The organism is Lysinibacillus sp. A1 (genome assembly GCF_000801965.1).
GTDB classification, from domain to species: domain Bacteria; phylum Bacillota; class Bacilli; order Bacillales_A; family Planococcaceae; genus Lysinibacillus; species Lysinibacillus fusiformis.
Genome location: NZ_JSZM01000043.1, coordinates 1 through 24,306 on the forward strand (window position 1 = coordinate 1; position 24,306 = coordinate 24,306).

Consider the following 24,306-nt stretch of genomic DNA (forward strand, 5'->3'; position numbering starts at 1 on the left):
TTCACTAGCTAAGCTAGCTACTAAAAACTTTATTGATTACGTTTTGCTTGTTCAGTTTTCAAGGTTCATGTTGTTTATTTCAGCGTCACCTCTTGGCGACTCACTAATAATATCAAGATTCGACAACTATGTCAACATATTATCAAAAAATATTTCAATAGATTATATTTTAACGATTCAAACACTTGATACTAAGTAAAAATAGTATATTGCCTGCAGAAGAGAAGGTGGGAAACTGAAGGTACTATACTTATATAACCGTATACCTCTCCACTTTATAATCCTCACTATAAATGAAAAAAAGGCAGCCATAATTATGGCTTGCCTTTCTACAAATTAGTAATGATTCGAGAAATATAAAAACTGCGGTTTTTTCCTAAATCAAAAATTTCGCCTGTATGAACTAATTTAATGAGAGGACGTGTGGGTGCAAACTTATTTACAAACATGACTTCTCCACGCTCTAGGTTAGAAAGTTCAACAATCGTACCTATAGGGAGATCCGCAACAATATCGATTAATGCACGTACCACTTTAATATCAAACTTACCGAACTCAGATTCATTAATCATTTCTATTACTTTAAACGATGATTGCTTTGACCTATATACACGTTCACAAGTCATGGCATGGAATACATCTGCCACGGCAATGATTTGCGCAAAGATAGAAATATTAGCGATTTTTTCGCCTTTCGGATACCCGCTTCCATTTAAACGTTCATGGTGTTGAAATATTGCCTCTTTCATAGTTTCTTTTAAAATGGTTAAATCCTTCACCATGTTATAGCTATAAATTGGATGTTTATAAATTTCATCAAACTCCTGCTCAGTAAGAGGTGTCTTTTTATCTCGAATACGAGGGTGTACTTTAGCCATTCCACAATCAGCTAATAGGCCACCTATCGCAATTTGAATTGTTGTCCCTCTATCATAGCCTAACTTTTGAGCAACTACAGAGGAAATCAAAGCTGTTGCTACACTATGGTGATATAAATAGTCCTTAGGGTTAGAAAACTCATTTAAATCAAAAATAATTGTGCGATCTTCCAAGACCATTTCTACCAAAGGCAATATAATGGTTCTTGCTTTGGCTATATCTACTTTAGCACCCGCTTCCCAATTTTTAAATTCCTTTTTAAATTGTTCAATAGAATGATTATAAGACTTCCTAAAAGTCGGAATATCCTCTACTACTACTTCTACATCAATTTCTTTCTTTTCCGACCGAATATCGTTTTGATTTTTATAAACAGGGACGTTAAAAATATTAAATGCCTGAAAAACTTGTAAATGTACATGGGAAATCATTGTATCTTTAAAGATGATAGGATACTGTGTATTAGCAAAAATATCTTCAGAAATTACTCTACCAACACCTAACTCTGAAATTGGAACATGTATTGTTTCCATGAAATGAACACCTCTCCACTTTAACTTGCTTCAAATAAGGGTACTTTTATTTTATCATGTAATTCAAAATAATTACTTATTTTTCATTATTTATAATAAAAAACCGATGAACGACATGAACGTTGTCGTCATCGGTTTAAATTATTCCTCTATGTCCTCTTCGTCTTCAGGCGATTCTTCTGCTTTTTCAACCTTAGCCACAGTTGCAACCAATTCTTCATCACCTAAGCGAATTAAACGAACACCCTGTGTGCTACGCCCAATTAATGAAATATCATTAACATCCATACGAATAAGCATACCGTTAATAGTAATAAGCATAAGATCCTCTGAACCATCAACTGTTTTCACAGCCACCATCGGACCATTTTTATCAGTAATTTGCATTGTTTTTAATCCAACGCCACCACGGCTTTGTAAACGATAATCATCTTCAGAAGTACGTTTACCATAACCTTTTTCAGTAACTACTAAAATTTCTTGTCCTGGTTCAACAATCTCCATACCCACTACTTCGTCACCATCACGAAGTTTAATACCTCGTACACCACCAGCTGTACGTCCCATAGAACGAATATCATCTTCTTGGAAACGAACAAGCATACCATCACGTGTACCAATGATAATTTGCTTATCCCCATCTGTTAAACGAACAGAAATAAGATCATCATCTTCTCGTAAACTGATAGCTATTAAACCATTCGTACGAATGTTGGCAAATTGTGATACAGGTGTACGTTTCGTAATACCCGTTTTAGTTGTAAAGATAAAGTACGCATCTTCATCAAATGATCCAACACGAATCATCGCTGTTACTTTCTCACCTTTATCGATATTGAGCAAGTTAACAATCGGTAGCCCTTTAGCTGTACGACCATACTCTGGAATTTCGTAACCTTTCGCTCTAAATACTTTACCTTTGGAAGTAAAGAATAGAATTGTATCATGTGTAGAGGTATTCATAAGATGCTCTACAAAGTCATCTTCGTTTGTACCCATACCCTGAACACCACGACCACCGCGTTTCTGACTACGATATGTATTCGCAGCTAAACGTTTAATATAGCCGTTATGCGTTAAAGTAACGACTGAATTTTCAACAGGAATTAGATCCTCATCTTCAATCATTTCAATACCGCCAGAAGTAATTTCAGTGCGGCGTGTATCACTATAGCGGTCTTTCAGCTCTAAAATTTCAGTACGAATGATATCAACAATTTTTGCTTCGTCCGCTAAAATTGCCTTTAATTCAGCGATTAGAACCTGAAGCTCTTGATATTCCGCTTCAATTTTTTCACGCTCTAAGCCACTTAAACGAACTAAACGCATATCTAAAATTGCTTGAGCTTGTCGTTCTGATAGATTAAAACGCTCCATTAATTGAGGCTTCGCTTCTTCACCACTACGTGAACCACGAATAATCGCAATTATTTCATCAATATGATCTAATGCAATTCGTAAGCCTTCTAAAATATGTGCACGGTCTTCTGCTTTTCGAAGATCGAATTCAGTACGACGACGAATAATAACTTTTTGGTGCTCTAAATAATGGTATAGCATTTCTTTTAAGCCTAATACCTTTGGCTGACCATTTACTAATGACAGCATATTGATACCAAAGCTTGATTGCATAGCTGTTTGTTTGTATAGATTATTTAACACTACATTTGCATTTGCATCTTTTCGTACCTCGATAACTACCCGCATACCACGACGGTCTGACTCATCACGTAAATTCGTAATACCATCGATTTTTTTATCACGGACAAGCTCTGCGATTTTTTCAATCAGCTTAGCCTTATTTACTTGGTATGGTAATTCATGAACAAGGATAGTTTCCTTACCATTTGCCTTTTGCTCAATTTCCACCTTGGCACGAATAATAATAGAACCACGGCCAGATTCATAGGCTCTACGAATCCCACTACGGCCTAAAATTAATCCGCCAGTAGGGAAATCTGGGCCAGGGATGATTTCCATCAATTCCTCTGTAGTAATCGCTGGGTTTTCAGAAAGTGCTATAACCGCATCAATCGTTTCTCCCAAATGGTGAGGAGGAATATTTGTGGCCATACCAACCGCAATCCCTGCAGCACCGTTTACTAATAAGTTTGGATAACGACTTGGTAAAACAATCGGTTCTTTTTCAGAGCCATCATAGTTATCTGTATAATCAATTGTGTCTTTATTGATATCACGTAGCATTTCCATCGCAATTTTAGACATACGTGATTCTGTATAACGCATAGCTGCCGCTCCATCACCATCAACAGAACCAAAGTTCCCATGACCGTCAACAAGCATATAACGATAGCTGAAATCTTGCGCCATACGTACCATAGCATCATAAATGGAAGAGTCACCATGTGGATGGTACTTACCCATAACATCCCCAACAATACGTGCTGATTTTTTGTAAGGTTTATCTGCTGTATTTCCTAACTCCTGCATCCCATATAAAATACGACGATGTACTGGTTTTAATCCATCACGTACATCAGGTAATGCACGTGAAACAATTACACTCATTGCATAATCAAGAAAGGATGTTTCAATTTCTTCTGTAATATTAATTCCTTTAACACCGGAGCGTTCTTGTTCTGACAAAGTGTAGACCTCCTCTCAAGAAAAATTAGATATCTAAATTAGCGTAAACGGCATTTTCCTCAATAAATTGACGACGAGGTTCAACTTCATCGCCCATTAAACGCTCAAATGCTTGGTTAGCCTTAATTGCATCATCTAATTCTACTTGTAATAATGTACGGTGCTCTGGATCCATTGTAGTATCCCAAAGTTGTTCAGCATTCATTTCACCAAGACCTTTATAGCGTTGTACATTAGGTTTTGGCATTTTTGGTAGTCGTTCTAAAATTTCTTTTAATGTTTCATCATCATAGCAATATTCAACATGCTTACCTTGTTTCACTTGATAAAGTGGTGGCTGTGCAATGTAAATATAGCCTGCCTCTACAAGTGGACGAAGGAAACGGAAGAAGAATGTTAAAAGCAATGTACGAATATGCGCTCCATCAACATCGGCATCTGTCATAATAATGATTTTATGATAACGGGCCTTTTCTAAATTGAATTCTTCTCCAATACCAGTACCGAATGCTGTAATCATTGCACGGATTTCTGCGTTCGATAAAATCTTATCTAAGCGTGCCTTTTCAACATTGAGAATTTTCCCACGCAAAGGCAATATCGCTTGGAAGTGACGATCACGACCTGATTTAGCTGACCCTCCAGCAGAATCACCCTCAACAATATAGATTTCACATTCAGCTGGATTCGTTGAAGAACAGTCCGCCAATTTACCAGGCAAGCTTGACACTTCAAGTGCATTTTTACGACGAGTAAACTCACGGGCCTTTTTGGCTGCTACACGAGCACGAGCTGCCATTAAACCTTTTTCAACTACTTTGCGAGCAACAGTTGGATTTTCCAACATAAATCGTTCAAAGCCATCCGAGAATAAAGCGTTAGTAATTTGACTTACTTCTGAGTTCCCTAGCTTTGTTTTTGTTTGCCCCTCAAATTGAGGATCTGGATGTTTAACAGAGACAATGGCTGTTAAACCTTCACGGACATCCTCACCTGTCAAATTGGCATCAGCTTCTTTCAATAATCCACCTTTTCGTGCGTAATCATTAATGACGCGTGTAAGAGCTGTTTTAAAACCAGACTCATGTGTACCACCTTCATACGTATTAATGTTATTAGCAAATGAAAAAATATTAGAAGAGAATCCAGCATTATATTGCATAGCAATCTCAACCGAGATACCATCTTTTTCTCCAAGTACATCAATAGGATCATGAATAGGCTCTTTAGATTGATTTAGGTGCTCAACATATGAACGAATACCACCTTCATAGTGATATGTAGTTGAACGCTCCTCACCTTCACGCTCATCGGCAATGGTAATTCTGATTCCACGATTTAAATAAGCCAATTCACGAATACGATGAGCTAAAATATCATACTCATAAACAGTAGTTTCTTTAAAAATTTCCGGGTCCGCTTTAAATCGTGTTGTTGTTCCATTACGATCTGTATCGCCAATAATCTTTAGTTCTTGTATCGTTTTTCCACGTTGGAATTTGATTTCATGAATATGACCTTCACGGTGAACTTGCACATTTGTTTCAACAGAAAGAGCATTAACAACGGATGCCCCTACTCCATGTAGACCACCTGAAACTTTGTAGCCTCCACCGCCAAATTTACCACCAGCATGTAAAACTGTCATGATAACTTCAACAGCAGGCTTACCCATCTTTTCTTGAATGCTGACCGGAATACCACGACCGTTATCTTCTACGCGAATCCAGTTTTCTTTTTCTATTGTTACTTGTATATCAGTACAAAATCCTGCTAGAGCTTCATCGATACTATTATCAACGATTTCCCATACTAAGTGGTGTAACCCTTTTGAGCTTGTAGAACCGATATACATCCCTGGTCTTTTACGTACTGCCTCTAAACCTTCTAATACCTGTATCTGATCGGCCTCATAAGCTTGGTTTTGTAAACCTTCGTTCTCTATAGCCACGGCTTTCATCTACTCCTTCATAACATCATTGTGTGTAAATGAATGAACAGTCAACCGAGCTGACTATTACCATTCTTTTGTAATCTAAAAAACTACCCTGGCTAACTTTTTTCAATCGCACCTTGTTTCACGTGGAACAGTTGGGCCTGCTCCATTGTTTCATGATGAATTCCTTCAACACTTGTAGTTGTGACAAAGGTTTGCACTTCACCTTGAATGGTATTTAATAAATGCGATTGACGATAATCATCGAGTTCCGACAAGACATCATCTAAAAGTAGTATGGGTGTTTCATTTGTTTCTTGTTTAATTAATTCAATTTCAGCAAGTTTTAAAGACAATGCGGTTGTACGCTGTTGTCCTTGCGAGCCATATGTTTGCACATCATAGCCATTTACTAAAAACTGCAAATCATCACGATGTGGACCTACTAACGTCACACCTCTGTCAAATTCGCGTTCTCTTGCTTCTATCAATTTTTGATGTAAAGTATTTTCAATTTCGCTAGAAGAATGTTCTTTTTCTATTCCAGCTACCGTACGATATTTTATAACGAGCGTTTCCTTCCCTTGTGATATACCTGCATGTATAGGTTCAGCCCACTCCTGCAATAAATCCATAAATTGAAATCTTTTACGAATAATTTGGGTAGCTGCATGAATATATTGTTCATTATAAACCTCATACATCACATCATTTGACATGGACTTGCCCTGGTTCATCTTTAAGAAATGGTTACGTTGTTTTAAAACTTTTTGAAAGGTTAATAAATCATGTAAATAGACAGGCGAAATTTGCCCAATCTCCATATCAATAAAACGTCGGCGTATTTGCGGACTACCCTTTACAACGTTTAAATCCTCTGGTGCAAACATTACGACGTTCATTTGGCCAATATAATGACTAAGGCGACTTTGCTCTATATGATTTATCTTGCCCTTTTTACCCTTCTTTGTAATCGTAAGCTCAATCGGTAAAATACCATGTCTTTTTTGAACGGCCCCTTCTATTTTACCATAGTCTGAATCCCAACGTATCAATTCTTTATCGTTCGTTGTTCGATGGGATTTAGCCATTGCTAATACGTAGATAGACTCCATAACATTTGTTTTTCCTTGAGCATTTTCACCAATGAAAACATTAATTTTTGGAGAGAAGTTTAAAGCTAAGGCATCATAATTACGGTAATTTGTAAGTTTTATTTGTTCAATATGCATAGTTTATTGCCCAGTTGGTCCTACGATCTGAAAACGACCACATCCTGGTATATTTACAACGTCTCCGTTACGTAATTTCCGACCTCGACGATCGTCTACTTCTCCATTGACATATACAGCATTTTCCTGTAAAAACCACTTCGCCATTCCACCTGAACTAATGGCATCAGATATTTTTAATAGCTGCCCTAACGTGATGAACTCCTCATCGATTTTAATGTCCTGCATAGTGTGTTCCCCTCCAAATACAGACTGACTATCTCTCTATCATACCTAAAATTTCGCCATAAGTAAAAAAGATAGCCGCAAATTGCGACTATCCTAACAGATCTTAAATTTTTAGTAAGTACGTACAGGTAAAATTAATTGTAAAATTGCATCGTCATGAACCGAGCGTAAAATAAACGGTCTCATTGCGCCTGTAAATTGAATGACTACATCTTGGCCGTCGATTGCCTTCAATGCCTCCATCATATATTTGGCACTAAAAGAAATTTTCAGGCCTTCCCCTTCTAATGACTCAACAGGAATTTCCTCTTGTACTTTACCGATTTCAGGTGAATTAGAAGAAACCTCAACTGCTTGGTTGCCTAATATTTCAAAACGGACAACATTATTACGGTCTCCTCTTGCTACTAGTGAGGCACGGTCAATAGCTTGTAATAAAGATTTTCCGTTAATCGTTACATTAGTTTGATATTCTTCAGGAATTAAGCGAGAAGTGTCTGGGTAATTTCCTTCTAGTAAACGAGAGAAGAATAAAACATCCCCTGTTTTAAATAATACTTGTTGACTTGTAATAACAATTTGAACAAGATTTGTAGAATCCTCTAGTACTTTATTTAACTCATTTAAACTTTTTCCTGGGATAACAACACTATGTTCAACTTCTGGTAAATTTTCTAGTTGCACCTTACGTCTTGCTAAACGGTGACTATCTGTTGCAACACAGATTAATGTTTCATTTTTAATTTGCCAGTTTACACCTGTCAACACCGGTCTACTTTCTGAAGTGGCAACTGCAAACACTGTTTCACGAATAATTGTTTTTAGAAGATCAGCAGGAATAGTAAATTTTTGATCTTCCGTTAATTCTGGTAATAATGGGTATTCAGCTGCATCAGAACCAATTAAGTGGAACTCAGATTTACCAGAGCGAATATGAGTTTGGAAACCAGGTGTTACTTGGATTTCAACATCATTTGTTGGTAATTTACGTACAATTTCATTAAACATACGGGCTTGTACAACTATTGATCCTGTTTCTGCAATGTGAATAATCTGTTGTCCATCTTCCTCAACAGGGATAAATGTTTGAATTGTAATATCCGCATCACTACCTGTTAAGCGAATACCTTCTTCTGTCACATCAATTTTAATCCCTGTTAAAATCGGAATAGTTGTTTTAGAACTTACTGCTTTCATGACATCATTTAAACCCTCTAATAAACGGTCACGTAAAATATCAAATTTCATTCGTTTTCCCTCACATATTTATATTATTTATTTATATAAAATAAAAAAGATATAGTAATAGGCTCTGTGGATTTGTGGATAAGTGCCTTTTTATGAATAAAATCAGTCTATCCACATGTAGATAGACTGTGTATAAGTTTGTGTTTAAATAGTAGGATTGTCCACAGTAATTACTTCCCTAGCATGCTACGAATTTGTTTAACATCTTGTTGAAGCTGGACGTCATTTTTCAACAAAGAAGATATTTTTTCGTGAGCATGAATCACAGTTGTATGATCACGTCCGCCAAATTCTTCACCAATTTTCGGCAGCGAAAAATCTGTTAATTCGCGTGATAAATACATGGCAATTTGGCGAGGAAAAGCAATTAGCTTTGTACGCTTTTTCGCCGCAAAATCTTCTAAACGTATACTAAAATGCTCACCAACAGCATTTTGAATGTCTAATATTGTCACAGTTCGTGGCTTTGAATTAGGAATGATATCCTTTAGTGCCTCTGCAGCAAGTGCCGCATTAATATCTTTGTTAACGAGTGACGAATAGGCAACGACGCGAATAAGCGCACCTTCAAGCTCCCTAATATTGGAGTCAATCTGGTTCGCAATATAGAGCATCACCTCATTGGGTACCTCTAAACCATCTGCTTTTGCTTTTTTACGCAGAATAGCAATACGTGTTTCCAAATCAGGAGGTGCAATATCCGTTATTAATCCCCATTCAAAACGTGAACGTAGACGATCCTCTAATGTTGGAATTTCCTTTGGAGGTCGGTCACTCGATATAACAATTTGCTTGGATTCTTCATGTAAAGTATTAAACGTGTGGAAAAATTCTTCTTGAGTTGATTCTTTTCCAGCAAGGAATTGAATATCATCAATTAGCAGTACATCCACATTGCGGTATTTATTGCGAAAATCAAGTGCTTTGTTATCACGAATAGAGTTAATAAATTCATTTGTAAATTTTTCAGATGATAAATAGACTACTTTTGCATTTGGATTATGCTCTAAAACATAATGACCAATGGCATGCATTAAGTGCGTCTTACCAAGCCCAACTCCCCCATAAATGAAGAAAGGGTTATAAGCCTTTGCAGGTGCTTCAGCAACTGCTAGAGAGGCAGCATGTGCAAAGCGGTTACCAGAGCCAATAACAAACGTATCAAAAGTATACTTCGGGTTTAACATACCCGGTGAAATATCATGGTGATCGTTATTCTTTGCTTGGATAATCGGCGCCGGCAAATCAAAATCGTCCGAATCCTGGTTTTTTTGAACAACAAATTTAATAAGCAAGTCTTCGCCTGTAAGCTCCGTTAATATACCTGTAATCAAATGAATATAATGATTCTCAAGCCAATCTCGAGCAAACGAATTTGGCGCAGCAATTGTCACAGTTGAACCACTGCCATTGTAGGACAGTAATTTGGTAGACTTTAGCCACGTTTCGAAGCTTGGTTTAGAAATTTTTTGTTCAACTTGAGCCAGGACATTATTCCATAATTCTTCTAAATGTTCCAAGCTACTAATCTCCTTTACAGTGTTCAATACATAAAAACATTGCATTTATAGAAATGGCAAATACGTTCATTTTACAACTCGTCCACATAATCACAAGTTGTGGATAAAAGTTAACCAAAGGCTGTGATAAAAATTATCCACAGCATATTAACAGTTGTGGATAATTAAAATGTTCATTTCAGTTTTCAACAAAGTGAAGCACAGTAATCGTATCAGAAAAACAAAGCTATTTCAATAGTTTACGAAACTTATCCACATAGCTTGTAGTTATGCACTTTGGAGTTGTCCACAAGCACTGTGTATGTGAAAAAGCTGTAGATAAATGTTGTGGATAAAAAAATATGCAAAAAACACTATACACAACTCTGTGCAAAAAAAACAAGTATTCTGTGGATAAATATTTTTAAGAAAAAGTTAGTAATATTGTTTTTTACGGAGGATTGGAATGGTCATTAGGGAAGATAAAGTAGATTCATTTAGATACATAGAATGACTAGCTAAAAGAAATTTGTGAAATACATTGACAAAATAACTAGTTACTTTATATAATATTCGAGTCTGTATGTTGAAAAATTCAACTCATATATCAGGAGGTGTCTATATAAATGAAACGTACTTACCAACCAAAGAAACGTAAACACAGTAAAGTTCACGGTTTCCGCGCACGTATGAGCACGAAAAACGGTCGCAAAGTTCTTGCTGCTCGTCGTCGTAAAGGAAGAAAAGTTTTATCAGCATAAAATAAGTCCACTGAGCCACATCAGTGGTCTTTTTTTTCTTTATTTTTGGTAAACCTAGAAATGAGGATCAAAAGATATTATCTATTAGCAGGTGAAAGAAATGAAAAAACGCCAAAGAGTGAAGAAGAATGATGATTTTCAAAAGGTGTTTAAAAAAGGTAAATCTTTCGCTAATCGTCAGTTTGTTGTTTACTTTTTAGCAAAAGAGGAACAAACAGAATTTCGTGTAGGTTTATCGGTTAGTAAAAAGCTTGGGAATGCGGTAAAACGCAACCAAATAAAACGCTATATTCGACATAGTATTCTTGATTTAAAGGATGATCTAAAGACGAATATGGATTATGTTATTATCGCCAGACAACCGGCGGCCACTATGGATTTTCATGAAGTGAAACAAAGTTTGCAACATGTACTAAAAATCGCAAAGGTATTAAAGAAAGTGTAATGTATGCAACCGAGTGGTAAAATGCGCCTGTATTATTAGCTTTAAGAATGAGAGTGAAATTGCATACCATAACCTAGGGAAGTATACGTATAGGGGTATTTTCAACGTTAGATTTCACTTAAGAATATGTTAAATTCGCCACAAAACTCAGGAATAAGTGTATATTGTGAGAATATTTAGTAGAGTGAAACGTTATAGGCATGATAAAATAGCTGATAACTTTATCTTTGTTTAAGTTTAGATAAAGCTGCTGTCAGATGTCACAGATTTTAGGGCAGGAAACTGTCAGTCAGTGAATAAAGAAGATGCATATAGATTTAGAAAAAGTGAATAGTAATTGTAGGGGGAAGAAGGTTGAAAAAACAACATTGGGTAATTTTGTCACTAGTATCAGTAGCTCTACTACTATCTGGTTGTACAGAATTCAATGAACCAATTTCCAAAGACAGCACTGGCTTCTGGAATGAATTCATTGTTTGGCCGTTGGTATCAGCGATAAAATACTTTGCTGATCTACTTGGCACGTACGCATGGGGGATCATTGCCGTAACGATTATTATTCGTTTAGCAATTTTGCCACTAATGATTAAACAAACAAAGAGTTCTAAAAAGATGCAAGAAATTCAGCCAAAATTGAAGGAACTGCAAAAGAAGTATGCTTCTAAGGATGCTCAGACACAACAACAATATCAGCAAGAAATGATGAAGCTGATGAGTGAATCAGGTGTAAACCCACTTGCAGGGTGTTTACCAGTAATCATTCAAATGCCAATTTTAATTGGTTTCTATCATGCAATTAGCCGTATGAATGCTACATCTACATTTGATTTAGGGAATTTCTTTATCTTCCCTCTAGCGGATCCTGCACCTGCATTAGCAATTACAGCAGGTTTAATGCAATTTATCGTATTACGTACAGGACCAGCAATGGATAATCCTCAAATGAAAATCATGATGTATATTATGCCATTCATGATTATTGCTTTTGGTATGGCCTTACCAGCTGCATTATCACTATATTGGGTAATCGGGAACATTATTTCGATTTTCCAAAACCTGTATATTTATAAGCCTTGGAATAAAGATAAAACACAACCTGCTCAAAATGGAGGGGCTAAAAAGTGAAACAACTTACGCAAATAGGCGCAACAACACAAGAAGCGATCTCATTGGCGTTACAGAAACTTGGCAAAACCCGTGAACAAGTAGATGTTGAAGTTTTACAAGAAGGTAAAAAAGGATTTTTAGGTTTTGGTGCACGTTCTGCAGAAGTTCGTGTAACTGTAAAGGAAGTTCAGATTTCGGTAATTGAAAGTGAAGAAGCCGAATCGCAAATAACGACTCAATTAGACAAACAATTAGCAGTAGATGATGTTGAAACAATCCGTTCACAAGTTTCTGATCAACCAAATGAAATCGAAGCTGTTCAAAAAGTTGTAAACGAACAAAATGAGGAAGAAGATTCAGCAAACCCAATTGAGGAGGCAAAAGCCTATTTAGTAACGATTGCTGAGCAATTGGATATTCATGATCTTGAAATAACTATGACACGTGAAGGGAAATATATTTATTTTCAGCTGAAAAGTGAGAAAGCAGCTCTACTTATCGGAAAACGTGGTCAAACATTAAATTCCTTACAGCAATTAACGCAGCTAGTGCTCAATAAAAGCGCTAAGCAGTTCTTAATGGTGAAATTAGATGTGGAAAACTATCGCGAACGTCGACAAGTAGCTTTAGAGTTACTTGCTGATCGAATGGCGGATAAAGCATTACGTTCAAATCAACGTGTGGCATTTGAACCAATGCCGTCATACGAAAGAAAAATAATTCATAATCAATTAGCAAATCGTCTTGATCTTGAGACATATTCAGAAGGCTCAGAACCAAATCGTTATTTAGTCATTGAGCCTGTCAAAAACAATTAGATTATTTTCAAAAACATACAGACACTATAGTTTTAAAGGTCATTTTATCCCTCGCGATAAAGTGACCTTTTTTTATGAGGCAAAGATTGTAGTATTGTCGAAATTTAGTCCTATAAAAAATGGCTGTTATCCACATTTGGAAATGATCCTTACTTTAGATTTTGTTGAAAATATGTTAGTCTAAGGTGTTAGTAAGTATTGGTCGGTTTCGATTATCCACATGTGGATAACGTTAAGGAGGTCATTAAATGGAGTTTGATACAATTGCTGCGATATCCACACCTATGGGTGAAGGTGCCATAGCCATCGTTCGTTTAAGTGGGGACGAAGCAGTGGCGATTGCAGATAAAATATTTAAATCACCAGGTGGAAAAAGTTTAACGACAAAGGATTCGCACACTATTCATTATGGTCATTTAGTGGATCCTAAAACAAAAGAGGTAGTAGAGGAAGTAATGCTATCATTAATGCGTGGTCCAAAAACTTTCACACGCGAGGACGTAGTTGAAATAAATTGTCACGGTGGATTAGTTTCAGTTAATCGTGTTTTACAACTAGCATTAACGAATGGAGCAAGATTAGCAGAGCCAGGTGAATTTACTAAACGTGCGTTTTTAAATGGGCGTATTGATTTATCTCAGGCTGAAGCAGTAATGGATTTGATAAGAGCCAAAACAGATCGAGCAATGAATGTTGCCTTGGGTCAGATGGATGGAAAATTATCAAGACTTATTGGTGACTTGCGCCAAGCTTTACTAGAGACATTAGCGCAAGTAGAGGTTAATATAGATTATCCAGAGTATGATGATGTAGAAGAGATGACTGTACCTGTTTTAGTAGAAAAATGTACATGGGTACGAGATGAGATTATTAAACTTCTTCAAACATCTTCTCAAGGGAAAATATTACGCGAGGGTTTATCGACTGTTATTTTAGGGCGTCCAAATGTAGGGAAATCTTCTCTTTTAAATAGCTTGGTACAGGAAAATAAGGCCATAGTGACAGATATTGCTGGTACTACTCGTGATATTATAGAAGAGTACGTTAATGTACGCGGTGTTCCGCTTCGTTTAGTGGATACAGCGGGTATTCGTGAGACAGAAGACATTGTTGAACGAATTGGCGTAGAACGTTCGAGAGAAGCGCTTCGTGGAGCAGACTTAATATTATTCGTATTAAACTATGCAGATGAGTTAACTGCTGAGGACGAGCGTTTATTCGAAACTATTGAGGCGATGGACTACATCGTTATTATCAATAAAACAGATCTACCGCAAAAAATTAATTTAGCGCGTGTCAAAGAGCTAGCAGGTAAACATCGCATTGTAACGACTTCTCTCTTACAGGAGGAGGGTGTTACAGAGTTAGAAGAAGCGATAGCTGCATTGTTCTTTGAAGGGCAACTTGAAGCGGGCGATTTAACATATGTTTCAAATGCAAGACATATTGCATTATTGCATCAAGCACAGGCGACAGTTGAGGATGCAATAGCAGCTGCTCAAGCTGGAGTTCCAGTTGATATGGTACAAATTGATGTCACAAGAACGTGGGAATTACTTGGTGAGATTATAGGTGACACAGTGCAAGAAAGCCTAATCAACCAGCTATTTTCTCAGTTTTGTTTAGGAAAATAACTTTAAGAAAGAAAGGAAGATACGAGCATGCCAACAAAATATGAGGCAGGCACGTTTGATGTGATCGTTATTGGCGCAGGTCATGCAGGTTCAGAAGCTGCACATGCTGCGGCTAAAATGGGTGCTAACACACTGATGTTAACGATCAACTTAGATATGATTGCATTTATGCCATGTAATCCATCCATTGGTGGTCCTGCCAAAGGAATCGTCGTACGTGAAATAGACGCTTTAGGTGGCGTCATGGGGAAAGTTATAGATAAAACGCATATTCAAATGCGAATGTTAAATACAGGAAAAGGCCCAGCTGTACGTGCATTACGTGCGCAAGCTGACAAAGTTTTGTATCAACAAGAGATGAAACGCATATTAGAAGAAACCGAAAACTTAACAATCCATCAAGGAATGGTAGAAGAACTTATCATTGAGGATGGAGAAGTAACAGGGGTTATTACACAAATTGGTGCAATTTATCGTGCCAAAACAGTAGTTGTCACAACAGGTACCTTCCTACGCGGTGAAATTATTATAGGGGATATAAAATATTCAAGTGGTCCTAATAACCAACAACCGTCAATTCGCTTAGCTGATAATTTAAAAGAGCTTGGTTTTGACCTTGTTCGATTTAAAACCGGTACACCACCACGTGTTAATAATCGTACAATTGATTATGATAAAACTGAAATTCAGCCAGGAGATGAAGTTCCACGTGCATTTAGTTTTGAAACAACGGAATTCATTATGGACCAACTACCTTGCTGGTTAACGTATACAAGCCCTGAAACACATGAAATAATTGAGGCGAATTTACATCTTTCACCGATGTATTCTGGGATGATTAAAGGGACAGGTCCACGCTACTGCCCTTCAATTGAAGATAAAGTAGTACGCTTCAACGATAAGCCGAGACATCAAATCTTCTTAGAGCCAGAAGGACGTAATACACGTGAGGTTTATGTTCAAGGTTTATCAACAAGCCTACCAGAGCATGTTCAAACACGTTTACTAAAATCAATCCCAGGCTTAGAGAACGCAGAAATGATGCGTGCTGGCTATGCCATTGAATATGATTCAATTGTACCCACACAATTGTGGCCAACACTAGAAACAAAGCGCATTAAAGGCTTATATACAGCTGGCCAAATTAATGGTACATCCGGTTATGAGGAAGCGGCCGCCCAAGGATTAATGGCAGGAATGAATGCTGCAGCTAATGTACTTGGCAAAGAGGAATTAATCCTTAGTCGTTCGGATGCCTATATAGGGGTACTCATCGATGACCTTGTGACAAAAGGAACAAACGAGCCTTATCGTTTACTAACATCTCGTGCAGAGTATCGCTTATTGTTACGTCATGATAACGCTGATTTACGATTATTAGAGTTAGCCTATAAAACCGGCATGGTTCAACAAGAACGATATGACAAGTTCAATGAGAAAAAAGCATTGATTGATAATGAAATTGCACGTCTTCGTGAAATAATTATTAAACCGAATGAAGCTACACAAGCTGTTATTCGTTCTGCTGGTGGTAGTGAATTAAAAGATGGAATTCGTGGCGCTGATTTACTAAAACGCCCAGAAATGCATTATGAGATGATTTCCTCATTAATTCCGGCAGATATCGAATTTACAGAAGAAGTAAAAGAGCAAATTGAAATTCAGCTTAAATATGAAGGCTATATCGAAAAAGCATTGCTACAAGTAGAGAAGCTGCATAAAATGGAAAATAAAAAAATTCCTGAAAACATTGATTATGATGCAATTTCTGGTTTAGCGACAGAAGCGCGTCAAAAATTAAAACAAGTTACACCGCTTTCCATTGCACAAGCCTCTCGTATTTCTGGTGTGAACCCAGCAGATATTTCTATTCTGCTTGTTTACATTGAACAAGGTAAAATCGCGAAAATAAGCGGTTAATAAGAACAGTAAAGTGAATAAGGGGCGGGCATACCATTGTGCCCGCTTCCTATTTTTAAAGCAATACTATTGTTAAGATGTACTAGTATGGCTAGATTAATAAAGGAGACTTTACATGAACGAACAACAATTTATTGAGGCACTTAAAAAAAAAGGCATCGAGCTTTCCGAAAAGCAAATTGCTCAATTTAAAAAATACTTTGAATTACTAGTCGAGTGGAATGAAAAGATGAACCTGACTGCTATTACAGATTTAGAAGGTGTTTATTTAAAACATTTCTTTGACTCAATCAGTGCCTCATTTTATTTTGATTTTTCAAAAGTAATAACTGTTTGTGATGTAGGAGCAGGTGCTGGTTTCCCTAGTATCCCAATAAAAATCTGTTTCCCACATTTACATGTCACAATTGTCGACTCCTTAAATAAAAGAATTACATTTTTAAACCATTTAAGTGATGAGTTACAATTAGAAAATATGAATTTTGTGCATGCCCGCGCAGAAGAGTTTGGTCAAAATTTAAAATATCGTGAACAATATGATGTGGTGACAGCACGTGCAGTAGCTCGTTTATCTGTTTTATCGGAGCTATGTGTGCCATTAGCAAAACAAGATGGCTATTTTGTTGCCTTAAAAGCAGCTGCAGGTGCAGAAGAATTAAAAGATGCTAAAAAAGCATTAACAACATTAGGTGTTAAACTGAAAGAAGAATATTCTTTCAAGCTACCTGTGGAAGAAAGTGACCGCACTTTATATATATTTGATAAAATAAAAGGAACACCGAAAAAATACCCGCGTAAGCCAGGTGTACCAAATAAAACACCAATTCAATAATTAGTGTTTCATGTGAAACTTTCTCAAAGTAGAATATATTTTTTCTATTTTGAGCATACATACTAGTTATGGATGGTTCACGCAAAAGTCATCTATGAACTATATACATTTGAGGAAATATAATAAATAATAATAGAATGAGACAGAGCAAGATAGTTACTTAAAGGTGGTGCCACTTGGATGAAAAGTCCTTTTTCACGTTTTTTTGGAGGCGGAAGTAAAACAGAGCCTATTGTGAAAAATGAAGTAGAACAAGCAGAGGCGGTTCAAACAGCAGAAGAAGTCATAAAATTGCCTATTGATGAAATTGTACCTAACCGTTTTCAGCCACGTACTATTTTTGATGATGAAAAAATTGAAGAATTATCAAGAACCATTCATACGCATGGTGTGATTCAGCCAATTGTTGTACGTAAAACATCAGAAAATCAATATGAAATCATTGCCGGTGAGCGTCGTTATCGAGCTATGAAAAAGCTACAATGGACAGAGGTTCCTGCTATTGTACGTAATTTAACCGATAAGGAGACAGCTTCTATTGCGTTAATAGAGAACTTACAGCGTGAGGAATTAACTGCAATTGAAGAAGCGGTAGCCTATCAAAAATTGTTGGAGCTACATGAGCTCACACAAGAAGCTCTTGCCCAAAGACTTGGAAAAGGACAATCCACTGTAGCCAATAAATTACGTTTATTAAGGCTTCCAGATGAAGTGCAACAAGCCATATTACAGCGCAAGATCTCTGAACGACATGCACGTGCATTAATTGCTATTAAAGATCAACCATTACAACTAGAAATTTTACAACAAACAGTTGATAGTGATTGGAATGTTCGCCAGTTAGAGGAACAGATTCAGGCCATCTTGCACCCGGTAACAGACGAGCAAGAGGAGTCGGTACCAAAGAAAGCAAGGCCGAAACGCAAAGCCATTAGTAAAGATGTCCGTATAGCCTTAAATACTATTAAGCAATCATTAACGATGGTAACGAAAAGTGGTATTACGGTAAATACGGAAGAAGAAGATACAGAAGAATATTATCAAATTACGGTGAAGATACCTAAAAAGAAAAAGGTGCAATAAATTATCTCGGAATAATTTATTAGTAAATTTTCCCTCACTATAAAAAGGAGATATCTCAGAAAGTTGAATGAGGTGTCTCCTTTTTTGTATATATTCTTAATATTTTATACAACTTCTAACTGTTTTTTTGATAGAATGAAAGTTAGATGCGGGTTAAATACATTGATTTTACAAATGATTTGTCAAAGTAAACGTTGATAAATGAAAGCAGGTGCTTTTAAATGGGTAGAATTATAGCAATCGCCAATCAAAAGGGTGGCGTAGGAAAAACAACAACTTCAGTCAATTTGAGCGCTTGCCTAGCCTATTTAGGTAAGAAAGTGCTACTTATTGATACTGATCCGCAAGGGAATACAACAAGTGGCCTTGGTATTAATAAAGGAGACATACAAAGTTGTATTTATGATGTGCTCATTGATGATGAAGATGTTGAAAATGTCATTCAAAAAACAAATGTAGATAATTTATCAATTGTGCCAGCCACAATTTCGCTTGCAGGCGCTGAAATTGAATTGGTGTCGACTATTTCAAGGGAAGTGCGTTTGAAACATGCATTACAAAATGTAAAAGAAGATTTCGATTATATAATTATTGACTGTCCACCATCTTTAGGACTTTTAACAATTAATGCTTTAACAGCTTCAGATGCATTGATTATTCCAGTACAATGCGAATATTATGCATTGGAAGGTCTAAGCCAATTGTTATCTACTGTTCGTCTTGTACAAAAGCATTTGAACCAACAGTTATATATTGATGGTGTTTTACTAACAATGCTAGATGCACGAACAAACCTTGGCTTACAAGTTATAGATGAAGTGAAAAAATATTTCCAAGATAAAGTATATAAAACGATAATTCCTCGTAATGTGCGTTTAAGTGAAGCACCTAGTCATGGGCAACCAATCATCACTTATGACGCAAGATCTAGAGGTGCAGAAGTTTATTTGGAGATGGCGAGGGAAGTGATTAAAAATGGCTAAAGGTTTAGGAAAGGGCATTGGTGCACTATTTCCAGGAGAGTCATTAGAACAAAGTGGGCAAGTGGAAGAAATTCAATTAGATTTAATTGTTGCAAACCCATTTCAGCCTCGTAAAATTTTTGATGAAGAAGCTTTACAAGAATTAGCAGATTCGATTAATGAGCATGGCATTTTGCAACCTATTGCTGTACGGAAAAAGGGGCGTAAATTTGAAATCGTTGCAGGGGAACGTCGTTATCGAGCGTGTTTACTAGCAGGTTTAGATGTTATTCCTGTAATCATTAAAGAATTATCAGACGCACAAATGATGGAACTAGCTATTCTAGAGAACCTTCAGCGTGAGGATCTAACAGTCATTGAAGAAGCAGAAGCCTACCAAAGCTTAATGGAAAACTTACATTTAACACAGGAAGAGCTATCAAAGCGTTTAGGAAAAAGTAGACCACATATAGCTAACCATGTTCGCCTCCTTGCTTTACCTGAAGATGTACGAAAATTTATGAATGATGGCACACTATCTATGGGACAAGGTAGGGCATTACTCGGCTTAAAAAATAAAAGACGAATCTCTGAAGTTGCCATGAAGGTAATGAAGCAAGGTTTAAATGTCCGCCAAGTTGAAATGTTAGTACAATCCTTAAATGAGGAAGTTTCACGTGAAACAATTCCGCCCAAGAAAAAAGATATATTTGTGGCGGCGAAGGAATCTCAATTAAGAGATTATTTTGGAACAAATGTTCAAATTAGAAAGAATAATAATAAAGGGAAAATTGAAATAGAATTTTACTCTGAAGATGATTTAGAGCGCATATTAGAAATCCTCAATGTACAAGAAGAATAAATGATATTTATATAATTTAATCAGAGCGCCAAGCAAACAGGCGCTCTCTATTTTTTAGAGAGAAGGAAGGCAAAAGGGTGGTAATACTAGGGGCATTGATTAATGCTGTGCTAATTATAGCAGGTGCATTAGTGGGGCGAATTTTCAAAAATATTCCTGAATCTATGAAGTCTACTGTCCTATCCATAATTGGTTTAGCAGTCGCATTATTAGGGATAAAAATGGGATTTGAAAGTGATAATTTTATTATCTTAATCGTAAGTTTAGTGGTGGGTACTGTAGTAGGTGAGTGGTTAGATTTAGATAAGCAAATGAATCGCCTAGGCAAATGGGTAGAGTCATTATTTCGTACAAAACGAAATGATCAAAATCAAATTAGCATTGCAGAAGGGTTTGTCACTGCTTCATTAATCTTTGTTGTTGGCTCCATGGCTGTTATTGGTGCACTTGATAGCGGTCTTCGTAATGATCATAATGTATTGATTACAAAAGGATTAATAGATGGTTTTACATCCATAATTCTAGCATCCACATTAGGTATAGGTGTATTGCTTTCGGCGATACCTGTTTTTATTTATCAAGGATTAATTGCAGTTTTTGCAGGGGTCATTAGTTCTTTTATACCTGATGCTGCGCTACAAATGTATATTACCGAAATGACAGCCGTTGGCGGCGTTATGATTATGGCAATAGGGTTAAATATAGCTGGTTTAACTAAGATCAAGGCTGCTAACTTGCTGCCAGGTATCGTCATTGTTGGTATTATGGTTGCTTTCTTCTACATTTTTCAATGAATAACGGTGGGCAGCCAGTAATAATGCTCTTGAAAGCTTTTCAGCCATAGCATAAGAAATATGAAGCCTTGTATTTTGTAAAACAAGCATTTCCATAAAACCTCCAATATTGACGATTCCTTTAATGGAAATGTCACCGATTGGGGGTAATTCTTTTTTTACAGCCTTCCCAGGAAAAATAGGACCGCTTTGAACGGAAATATGACCGACATTTTGCTCACTACCAAGACAGGCATCAATCGCAATAATGAATGGTTTTGTAGTATGATTGTGTAGCTGTTGAATAGTAGAATCTAGATTTAGAGCATGTAGCGGATCTTCTAAAGAACCGACAATTTCATAGGGGAAGCTAACTGACTTATTTAAAAAGCTACCCGTTAACGGTCCAAGCGTATCACCTGTACATCGGTCGCTGCCAATGCAGCAAAAAATTAGTCGTTCATGATGAAACGGTATATATTCTAAAAATAATGTACTTAATTGCCAAACAGCATTTTTACTTTCGTGATGAAGGGAATAAGGTAGTAACAAATTTGGTATAGTATTCATAAAAAAACTCACTTTCTTTTTATTTTTAGAAGTGCTCAATTTTTATGCAGTATACGCAAATTTTTAGCAAGTTATTCAAGAGGTGGAAACGATGGAATGGAATAAGAAATTAATGGAGAGATACTGGGAAAAGCTCACATCTGACAAACTTTGGGAAGGTGTCATAGATTCTTCTATTGAGATTATGCTAATTTTACTAGCATCCTGGATAGCTGTAAGAATGGGTAAAAAATTAATTAAAAAATTATTTTTAATCCGTATGCGTTCCCCATTAAATCATTCAGAGCGACGTCAACGTACGATTTCGAGATTATTACAAAGTGTAATTTCCTATGTTGTTTATTTCTCTGCAATCATTGGCATTCTATCTTCTTTAAATATAAAGGTAGCCGGTCTTTTAGCAGGGGCAGGGATTGTTGGTTTAGCCGTCGGTTTTGGTGCCCAAAGTTTGGTGAAGGATGTTATCACGGGCTTCTTTATTATTTTTGAAGATCAGTTTGGTGTAGGTGATTATATAAAAATTAATGGAGCAGAAGGTACAGTTGTAGAAATTGGTTTACGTACTACGAAAATTAATGGGGGGACTGGAGAGCAATTTATCATTCCTAATGGTGCAATTGGTGAGGTCGTCAATTACTCTGTTAACAACTCCAAAATTTTTATAGATTTACAAATGACCGCGGATGCTGACTTTGAAAAAGCGGAAACGGTTATTAATCAGTATTTAGAATCTTTACCAGAAAAACATAAAGAATTAATAGCGGCACCAGTGTTTTTAGGTGTACAAAATGTCAAAGGTACAGAGGTAACGATCCGCATTGCAGCAGAAACATTACCGCAGCAACAATATGGAGTGGCTCGTAGTATTCGCCGAGATGTGACAAAGCTTTTTGAGGAGCATCGTATACCAATGGCTCATCCAAAAATGATGTTCTATGACAAAGGTGAGGGGAGAAGTGAGTAAGGTGGAAGAAAAGAAATATGGTTTAAATGATATTGTTGAAATGAAAAAGCAACATCCTTGTGGTACGAATCAATGGAAGATTATTCGTATGGGTGCTGATGTTCGAATTAAATGTGAAGGTTGCCAACATAGCGTAATGATTCCACGTCGAGAATTTGAGAAAAAAATGAAAAAGGTTTTACTTTCTGCTAGTGAGGCCTAAACTTCAGGCATATTAGACTTTTTGTAAGTGAATCAATATAATAGAAAAGGTTATATGAGAGAAAATTTGAACTGATTATAGAAAGGTTGTGTCCATTCATGGCATTAACAGCTGGAATCGTTGGTTTACCTAACGTTGGAAAATCAACATTATTTAACGCAATTACAAAAGCGGGCGCATTGGCTGCAAACTATCCATTCGCAACGATTGATCCGAATGTCGGTATCGTTGAAGTACCAGACGCACGTTTAGATAAATTAACAGAATTAGTTGTACCTAAAAAAACAGTACCAACAGCATTTGAATTTACAGATATAGCTGGGATTGTAAAAGGTGCTTCCAAAGGTGAAGGTCTAGGGAATAAATTTTTAGCGCATATCCGTGAAGTAGATGCCATTTGCCAAGTTGTACGTTGTTTTGTAGACGAAAATATTACACACGTATCGGGTGCGGTGGATCCAATTGATGATATCGAGGTTATTAACCTAGAGCTAGCACTAGCCGATTTAGAATCAGTAGATAAACGTATCCAACGTGTTAGCAAAATGGCCAAACAAAAAGACAAAGAGGCCATGATTGAAGAGCCAGTACTTTTAAAAATTAAAGAGCAGTTAGAGAACGGTAAACCAGCGCGTGCTGCCGAGCTTTCAGATGATGAACTAAAGGTAATTAAAGGTCTTCATTTGCTAACAATTAAACCAATGCTGTATGTTGCCAACGTTTCAGAAGATGAAGTGGCGGATGCTGACAATAATGAATATGTCAAAAAGGTACATGAATATGCGTCAGCTGAAGGTGCTCAAGTCATTACAATTTGTGCAAAAATCGAGGAAGAAATCTCAGAGCTAGACGATGAGGAAAAGGCTATGTTCTTAGAAGAATTAGGAATTAAAGAGTCTGGTTTAGATCAGCTCATCCGTACTTCTTATGACTTATTAGGCTTAGCTACGTATTTCACTGCTGGTGTACAAGAAGTTCGTGCATGGACGTTCCGTAAAGGGATGAAGGCACCGCAATGTGCAGGGATCATCCATACAGACTTTGAACGAGGCTTCATTCGTGCTGAAACAGTTGCTTATGATGATCTATTAGAGGCAGGTTCTCAAGCAGCGGCTAAGGAAGCTGGTAAGGTACGTCTTGAAGGTAAAGAGTATGAAGTTCAAGATGGCGATATAATGTTATTCCGCTTTAATGTATAAGATGAACAGAGG

Annotated in this window: 22 protein-coding genes; 14 read left to right on the forward strand and 8 right to left on the reverse strand. The window is 36.7% G+C overall.

Annotation, left to right across the window (positions count from 1 at the left end; all coding sequences use genetic code 11):
* Window positions 1-329 precede the first annotated feature (329 nt).
* The 7 genes from PI85_RS22670 to dnaA form a co-directional block, all read right to left on the reverse strand.
* On the reverse strand, window positions 330-1,412 hold the full coding sequence (locus PI85_RS22670; RefSeq protein ID WP_008177998.1) for an HD-GYP domain-containing protein: 1,083 nt from the start codon (window positions 1,410-1,412) through the stop codon (window positions 330-332).
* A gap of 141 nt (window positions 1,413-1,553) precedes the next feature.
* Complete coding sequence (gene gyrA, locus PI85_RS22675; protein WP_036121938.1) at window positions 1,554-4,019, reverse strand: DNA gyrase subunit A; 2,466 nt, start codon at window positions 4,017-4,019, stop codon at window positions 1,554-1,556.
* 25 nt (window positions 4,020-4,044) lie between these two features.
* Window positions 4,045-5,979: a DNA topoisomerase (ATP-hydrolyzing) subunit B gene (gyrB, locus tag PI85_RS22680; protein ID WP_042737425.1), complete on the reverse strand. Its 1,935-nt coding sequence runs from the start codon at window positions 5,977-5,979 to the stop codon at window positions 4,045-4,047.
* Between the two features lie 92 nt (window positions 5,980-6,071).
* The gene (gene recF, locus PI85_RS22685; protein WP_036121935.1) at window positions 6,072-7,187 is read right to left on the reverse strand and encodes a DNA replication/repair protein RecF; all 1,116 of its coding nucleotides are present in this window, start codon (window positions 7,185-7,187) and stop codon (window positions 6,072-6,074) included.
* A 3-nt stretch (window positions 7,188-7,190) separates the two neighbouring features.
* Window positions 7,191-7,415, reverse strand: coding sequence for a S4 domain-containing protein YaaA (gene yaaA, locus PI85_RS22690; protein ID WP_012291830.1), 225 nt, complete (start codon window positions 7,413-7,415; stop codon window positions 7,191-7,193).
* A gap of 111 nt (window positions 7,416-7,526) precedes the next feature.
* Window positions 7,527-8,663, reverse strand: coding sequence for a DNA polymerase III subunit beta (gene dnaN / locus PI85_RS22695; RefSeq protein WP_036121931.1), 1,137 nt, complete (start codon window positions 8,661-8,663; stop codon window positions 7,527-7,529).
* A gap of 170 nt (window positions 8,664-8,833) precedes the next feature.
* A complete protein-coding gene (dnaA, locus tag PI85_RS22700; protein ID WP_369794276.1) occupies window positions 8,834-10,228 on the reverse strand; it encodes a chromosomal replication initiator protein DnaA in 1,395 nt (464 codons plus the stop codon).
* Between the two features lie 560 nt (window positions 10,229-10,788).
* Here dnaA and rpmH point away from each other — a divergent pair.
* From rpmH to PI85_RS22755, 11 genes are all read left to right on the forward strand, one after another.
* Window positions 10,789-10,923, forward strand: a complete 135-nt coding sequence (gene rpmH / locus PI85_RS22705) for a 50S ribosomal protein L34 (RefSeq protein ID WP_004233310.1) — start codon at window positions 10,789-10,791, stop codon at window positions 10,921-10,923.
* A 100-nt stretch (window positions 10,924-11,023) separates the two neighbouring features.
* Complete coding sequence (gene rnpA / locus PI85_RS22710; protein ID WP_036121925.1) at window positions 11,024-11,368, forward strand: ribonuclease P protein component; 345 nt, start codon at window positions 11,024-11,026, stop codon at window positions 11,366-11,368.
* Between the two features lie 354 nt (window positions 11,369-11,722).
* Window positions 11,723-12,493 carry a membrane protein insertase YidC gene (yidC, locus tag PI85_RS22715; RefSeq protein WP_036121922.1) on the forward strand — a complete coding sequence of 257 codons (771 nt, stop codon included), beginning with the start codon at window positions 11,723-11,725 and terminating at the stop codon, window positions 12,491-12,493.
* A complete protein-coding gene (gene jag, locus PI85_RS22720) occupies window positions 12,490-13,293 on the forward strand; it encodes an RNA-binding cell elongation regulator Jag/EloR (RefSeq protein ID WP_036121919.1) in 804 nt (267 codons plus the stop codon). Before yidC ends, jag begins: the two co-directional genes overlap by 4 nt.
* A 248-nt stretch (window positions 13,294-13,541) precedes the next feature.
* Window positions 13,542-14,927: a tRNA uridine-5-carboxymethylaminomethyl(34) synthesis GTPase MnmE gene (mnmE, locus tag PI85_RS22725; RefSeq protein ID WP_008177979.1), complete on the forward strand. Its 1,386-nt coding sequence runs from the start codon at window positions 13,542-13,544 to the stop codon at window positions 14,925-14,927.
* A 27-nt stretch (window positions 14,928-14,954) separates the two neighbouring features.
* Window positions 14,955-16,847 (forward strand): tRNA uridine-5-carboxymethylaminomethyl(34) synthesis enzyme MnmG, encoded by a 1,893-nt coding sequence (gene mnmG, locus PI85_RS22730; RefSeq protein WP_036121916.1) that lies wholly within the window; start codon window positions 14,955-14,957, stop codon window positions 16,845-16,847.
* A 115-nt stretch (window positions 16,848-16,962) separates the two neighbouring features.
* On the forward strand, window positions 16,963-17,679 hold the full coding sequence (rsmG, locus tag PI85_RS22735) for a 16S rRNA (guanine(527)-N(7))-methyltransferase RsmG (protein WP_008177975.1): 717 nt from the start codon (window positions 16,963-16,965) through the stop codon (window positions 17,677-17,679).
* Between the two features lie 180 nt (window positions 17,680-17,859).
* Entirely contained in the window at window positions 17,860-18,762 is a 903-nt protein-coding gene (gene noc, locus PI85_RS22740) for a nucleoid occlusion protein (RefSeq protein WP_036121912.1), read from the forward strand.
* A gap of 221 nt (window positions 18,763-18,983) precedes the next feature.
* Complete coding sequence (locus PI85_RS22745) at window positions 18,984-19,745, forward strand: ParA family protein (RefSeq protein ID WP_008177971.1); 762 nt, start codon at window positions 18,984-18,986, stop codon at window positions 19,743-19,745.
* The gene (locus tag PI85_RS22750; RefSeq protein ID WP_036121909.1) at window positions 19,738-20,586 is read left to right on the forward strand and encodes a ParB/RepB/Spo0J family partition protein; all 849 of its coding nucleotides are present in this window, start codon (window positions 19,738-19,740) and stop codon (window positions 20,584-20,586) included. The genes PI85_RS22745 and PI85_RS22750 overlap by 8 nt, the downstream gene beginning before the upstream one ends.
* A 77-nt stretch (window positions 20,587-20,663) precedes the next feature.
* On the forward strand, window positions 20,664-21,380 hold the full coding sequence (locus PI85_RS22755; RefSeq protein WP_008177967.1) for a DUF554 domain-containing protein: 717 nt from the start codon (window positions 20,664-20,666) through the stop codon (window positions 21,378-21,380).
* Here the strand turns inward: PI85_RS22755 and yyaC are convergent.
* A complete protein-coding gene (gene yyaC / locus PI85_RS24140; RefSeq protein WP_036121907.1) occupies window positions 21,297-21,929 on the reverse strand; it encodes a spore protease YyaC in 633 nt (210 codons plus the stop codon). The genes PI85_RS22755 and yyaC overlap by 84 nt on opposite strands.
* A gap of 91 nt (window positions 21,930-22,020) precedes the next feature.
* On the opposite strand from yyaC, the gene PI85_RS22760 reads away from it, so the two are divergent.
* The 3 genes from PI85_RS22760 to ychF all read left to right on the forward strand — a co-directional run bounded on the left by PI85_RS22760 (window position 22,021) and on the right by ychF (window position 24,294).
* Window positions 22,021-22,893 (forward strand): mechanosensitive ion channel family protein, encoded by an 873-nt coding sequence (locus PI85_RS22760; RefSeq protein ID WP_036121904.1) that lies wholly within the window; start codon window positions 22,021-22,023, stop codon window positions 22,891-22,893.
* Between the two features lies 1 nt (window position 22,894).
* Entirely contained in the window at window positions 22,895-23,095 is a 201-nt protein-coding gene (locus PI85_RS22765; protein ID WP_036121899.1) for a DUF951 domain-containing protein, read from the forward strand.
* Window positions 23,096-23,193: 98 nt separating this feature from the next.
* Window positions 23,194-24,294: a redox-regulated ATPase YchF gene (ychF, locus tag PI85_RS22770; RefSeq protein WP_036121895.1), complete on the forward strand. Its 1,101-nt coding sequence runs from the start codon at window positions 23,194-23,196 to the stop codon at window positions 24,292-24,294.
* Window positions 24,295-24,306 lie beyond the last annotated feature (12 nt).

Bases quoted from the DNA above. Each gene is read 5' to 3' on its own strand.
- PI85_RS22670 (WP_008177998.1), bottom strand. From the start codon at position 1,412: ATGGAAACAATACATGTTCCAATTTCAGAGTTAGGTGTTGGTAGAGTA.
- gyrB (WP_042737425.1), bottom strand. From the start codon at position 5,979: ATGAAAGCCGTGGCTATAGAGAACGAAGGTTTACAAAACCAAGCTTAT.
- recF (WP_036121935.1), bottom strand. From the start codon at position 7,187: ATGCATATTGAACAAATAAAACTTACAAATTACCGTAATTATGATGCC.
- yaaA (WP_012291830.1), bottom strand. From the start codon at position 7,415: ATGCAGGACATTAAAATCGATGAGGAGTTCATCACGTTAGGGCAGCTA.
- dnaN (WP_036121931.1), bottom strand. From the start codon at position 8,663: ATGAAATTTGATATTTTACGTGACCGTTTATTAGAGGGTTTAAATGAT.
- dnaA (WP_369794276.1), bottom strand. From the start codon at position 10,228: ATGCAATGTTTTTATGTATTGAACACTGTAAAGGAGATTAGTAGCTTG.
- rpmH (WP_004233310.1), top strand. From the start codon at position 10,789: ATGAAACGTACTTACCAACCAAAGAAACGTAAACACAGTAAAGTTCAC.
- rnpA (WP_036121925.1), top strand. From the start codon at position 11,024: ATGAAAAAACGCCAAAGAGTGAAGAAGAATGATGATTTTCAAAAGGTG.
- mnmE (WP_008177979.1), top strand. From the start codon at position 13,542: ATGGAGTTTGATACAATTGCTGCGATATCCACACCTATGGGTGAAGGT.
- mnmG (WP_036121916.1), top strand. From the start codon at position 14,955: ATGCCAACAAAATATGAGGCAGGCACGTTTGATGTGATCGTTATTGGC.
- rsmG (WP_008177975.1), top strand. From the start codon at position 16,963: ATGAACGAACAACAATTTATTGAGGCACTTAAAAAAAAAGGCATCGAG.
- noc (WP_036121912.1), top strand. From the start codon at position 17,860: ATGAAAAGTCCTTTTTCACGTTTTTTTGGAGGCGGAAGTAAAACAGAG.
- PI85_RS22745 (WP_008177971.1), top strand. From the start codon at position 18,984: ATGGGTAGAATTATAGCAATCGCCAATCAAAAGGGTGGCGTAGGAAAA.
- PI85_RS22750 (WP_036121909.1), top strand. From the start codon at position 19,738: ATGGCTAAAGGTTTAGGAAAGGGCATTGGTGCACTATTTCCAGGAGAG.
- yyaC (WP_036121907.1), bottom strand. From the start codon at position 21,929: ATGAATACTATACCAAATTTGTTACTACCTTATTCCCTTCATCACGAA.
- PI85_RS22760 (WP_036121904.1), top strand. From the start codon at position 22,021: ATGGAATGGAATAAGAAATTAATGGAGAGATACTGGGAAAAGCTCACA.
- ychF (WP_036121895.1), top strand. From the start codon at position 23,194: ATGGCATTAACAGCTGGAATCGTTGGTTTACCTAACGTTGGAAAATCA.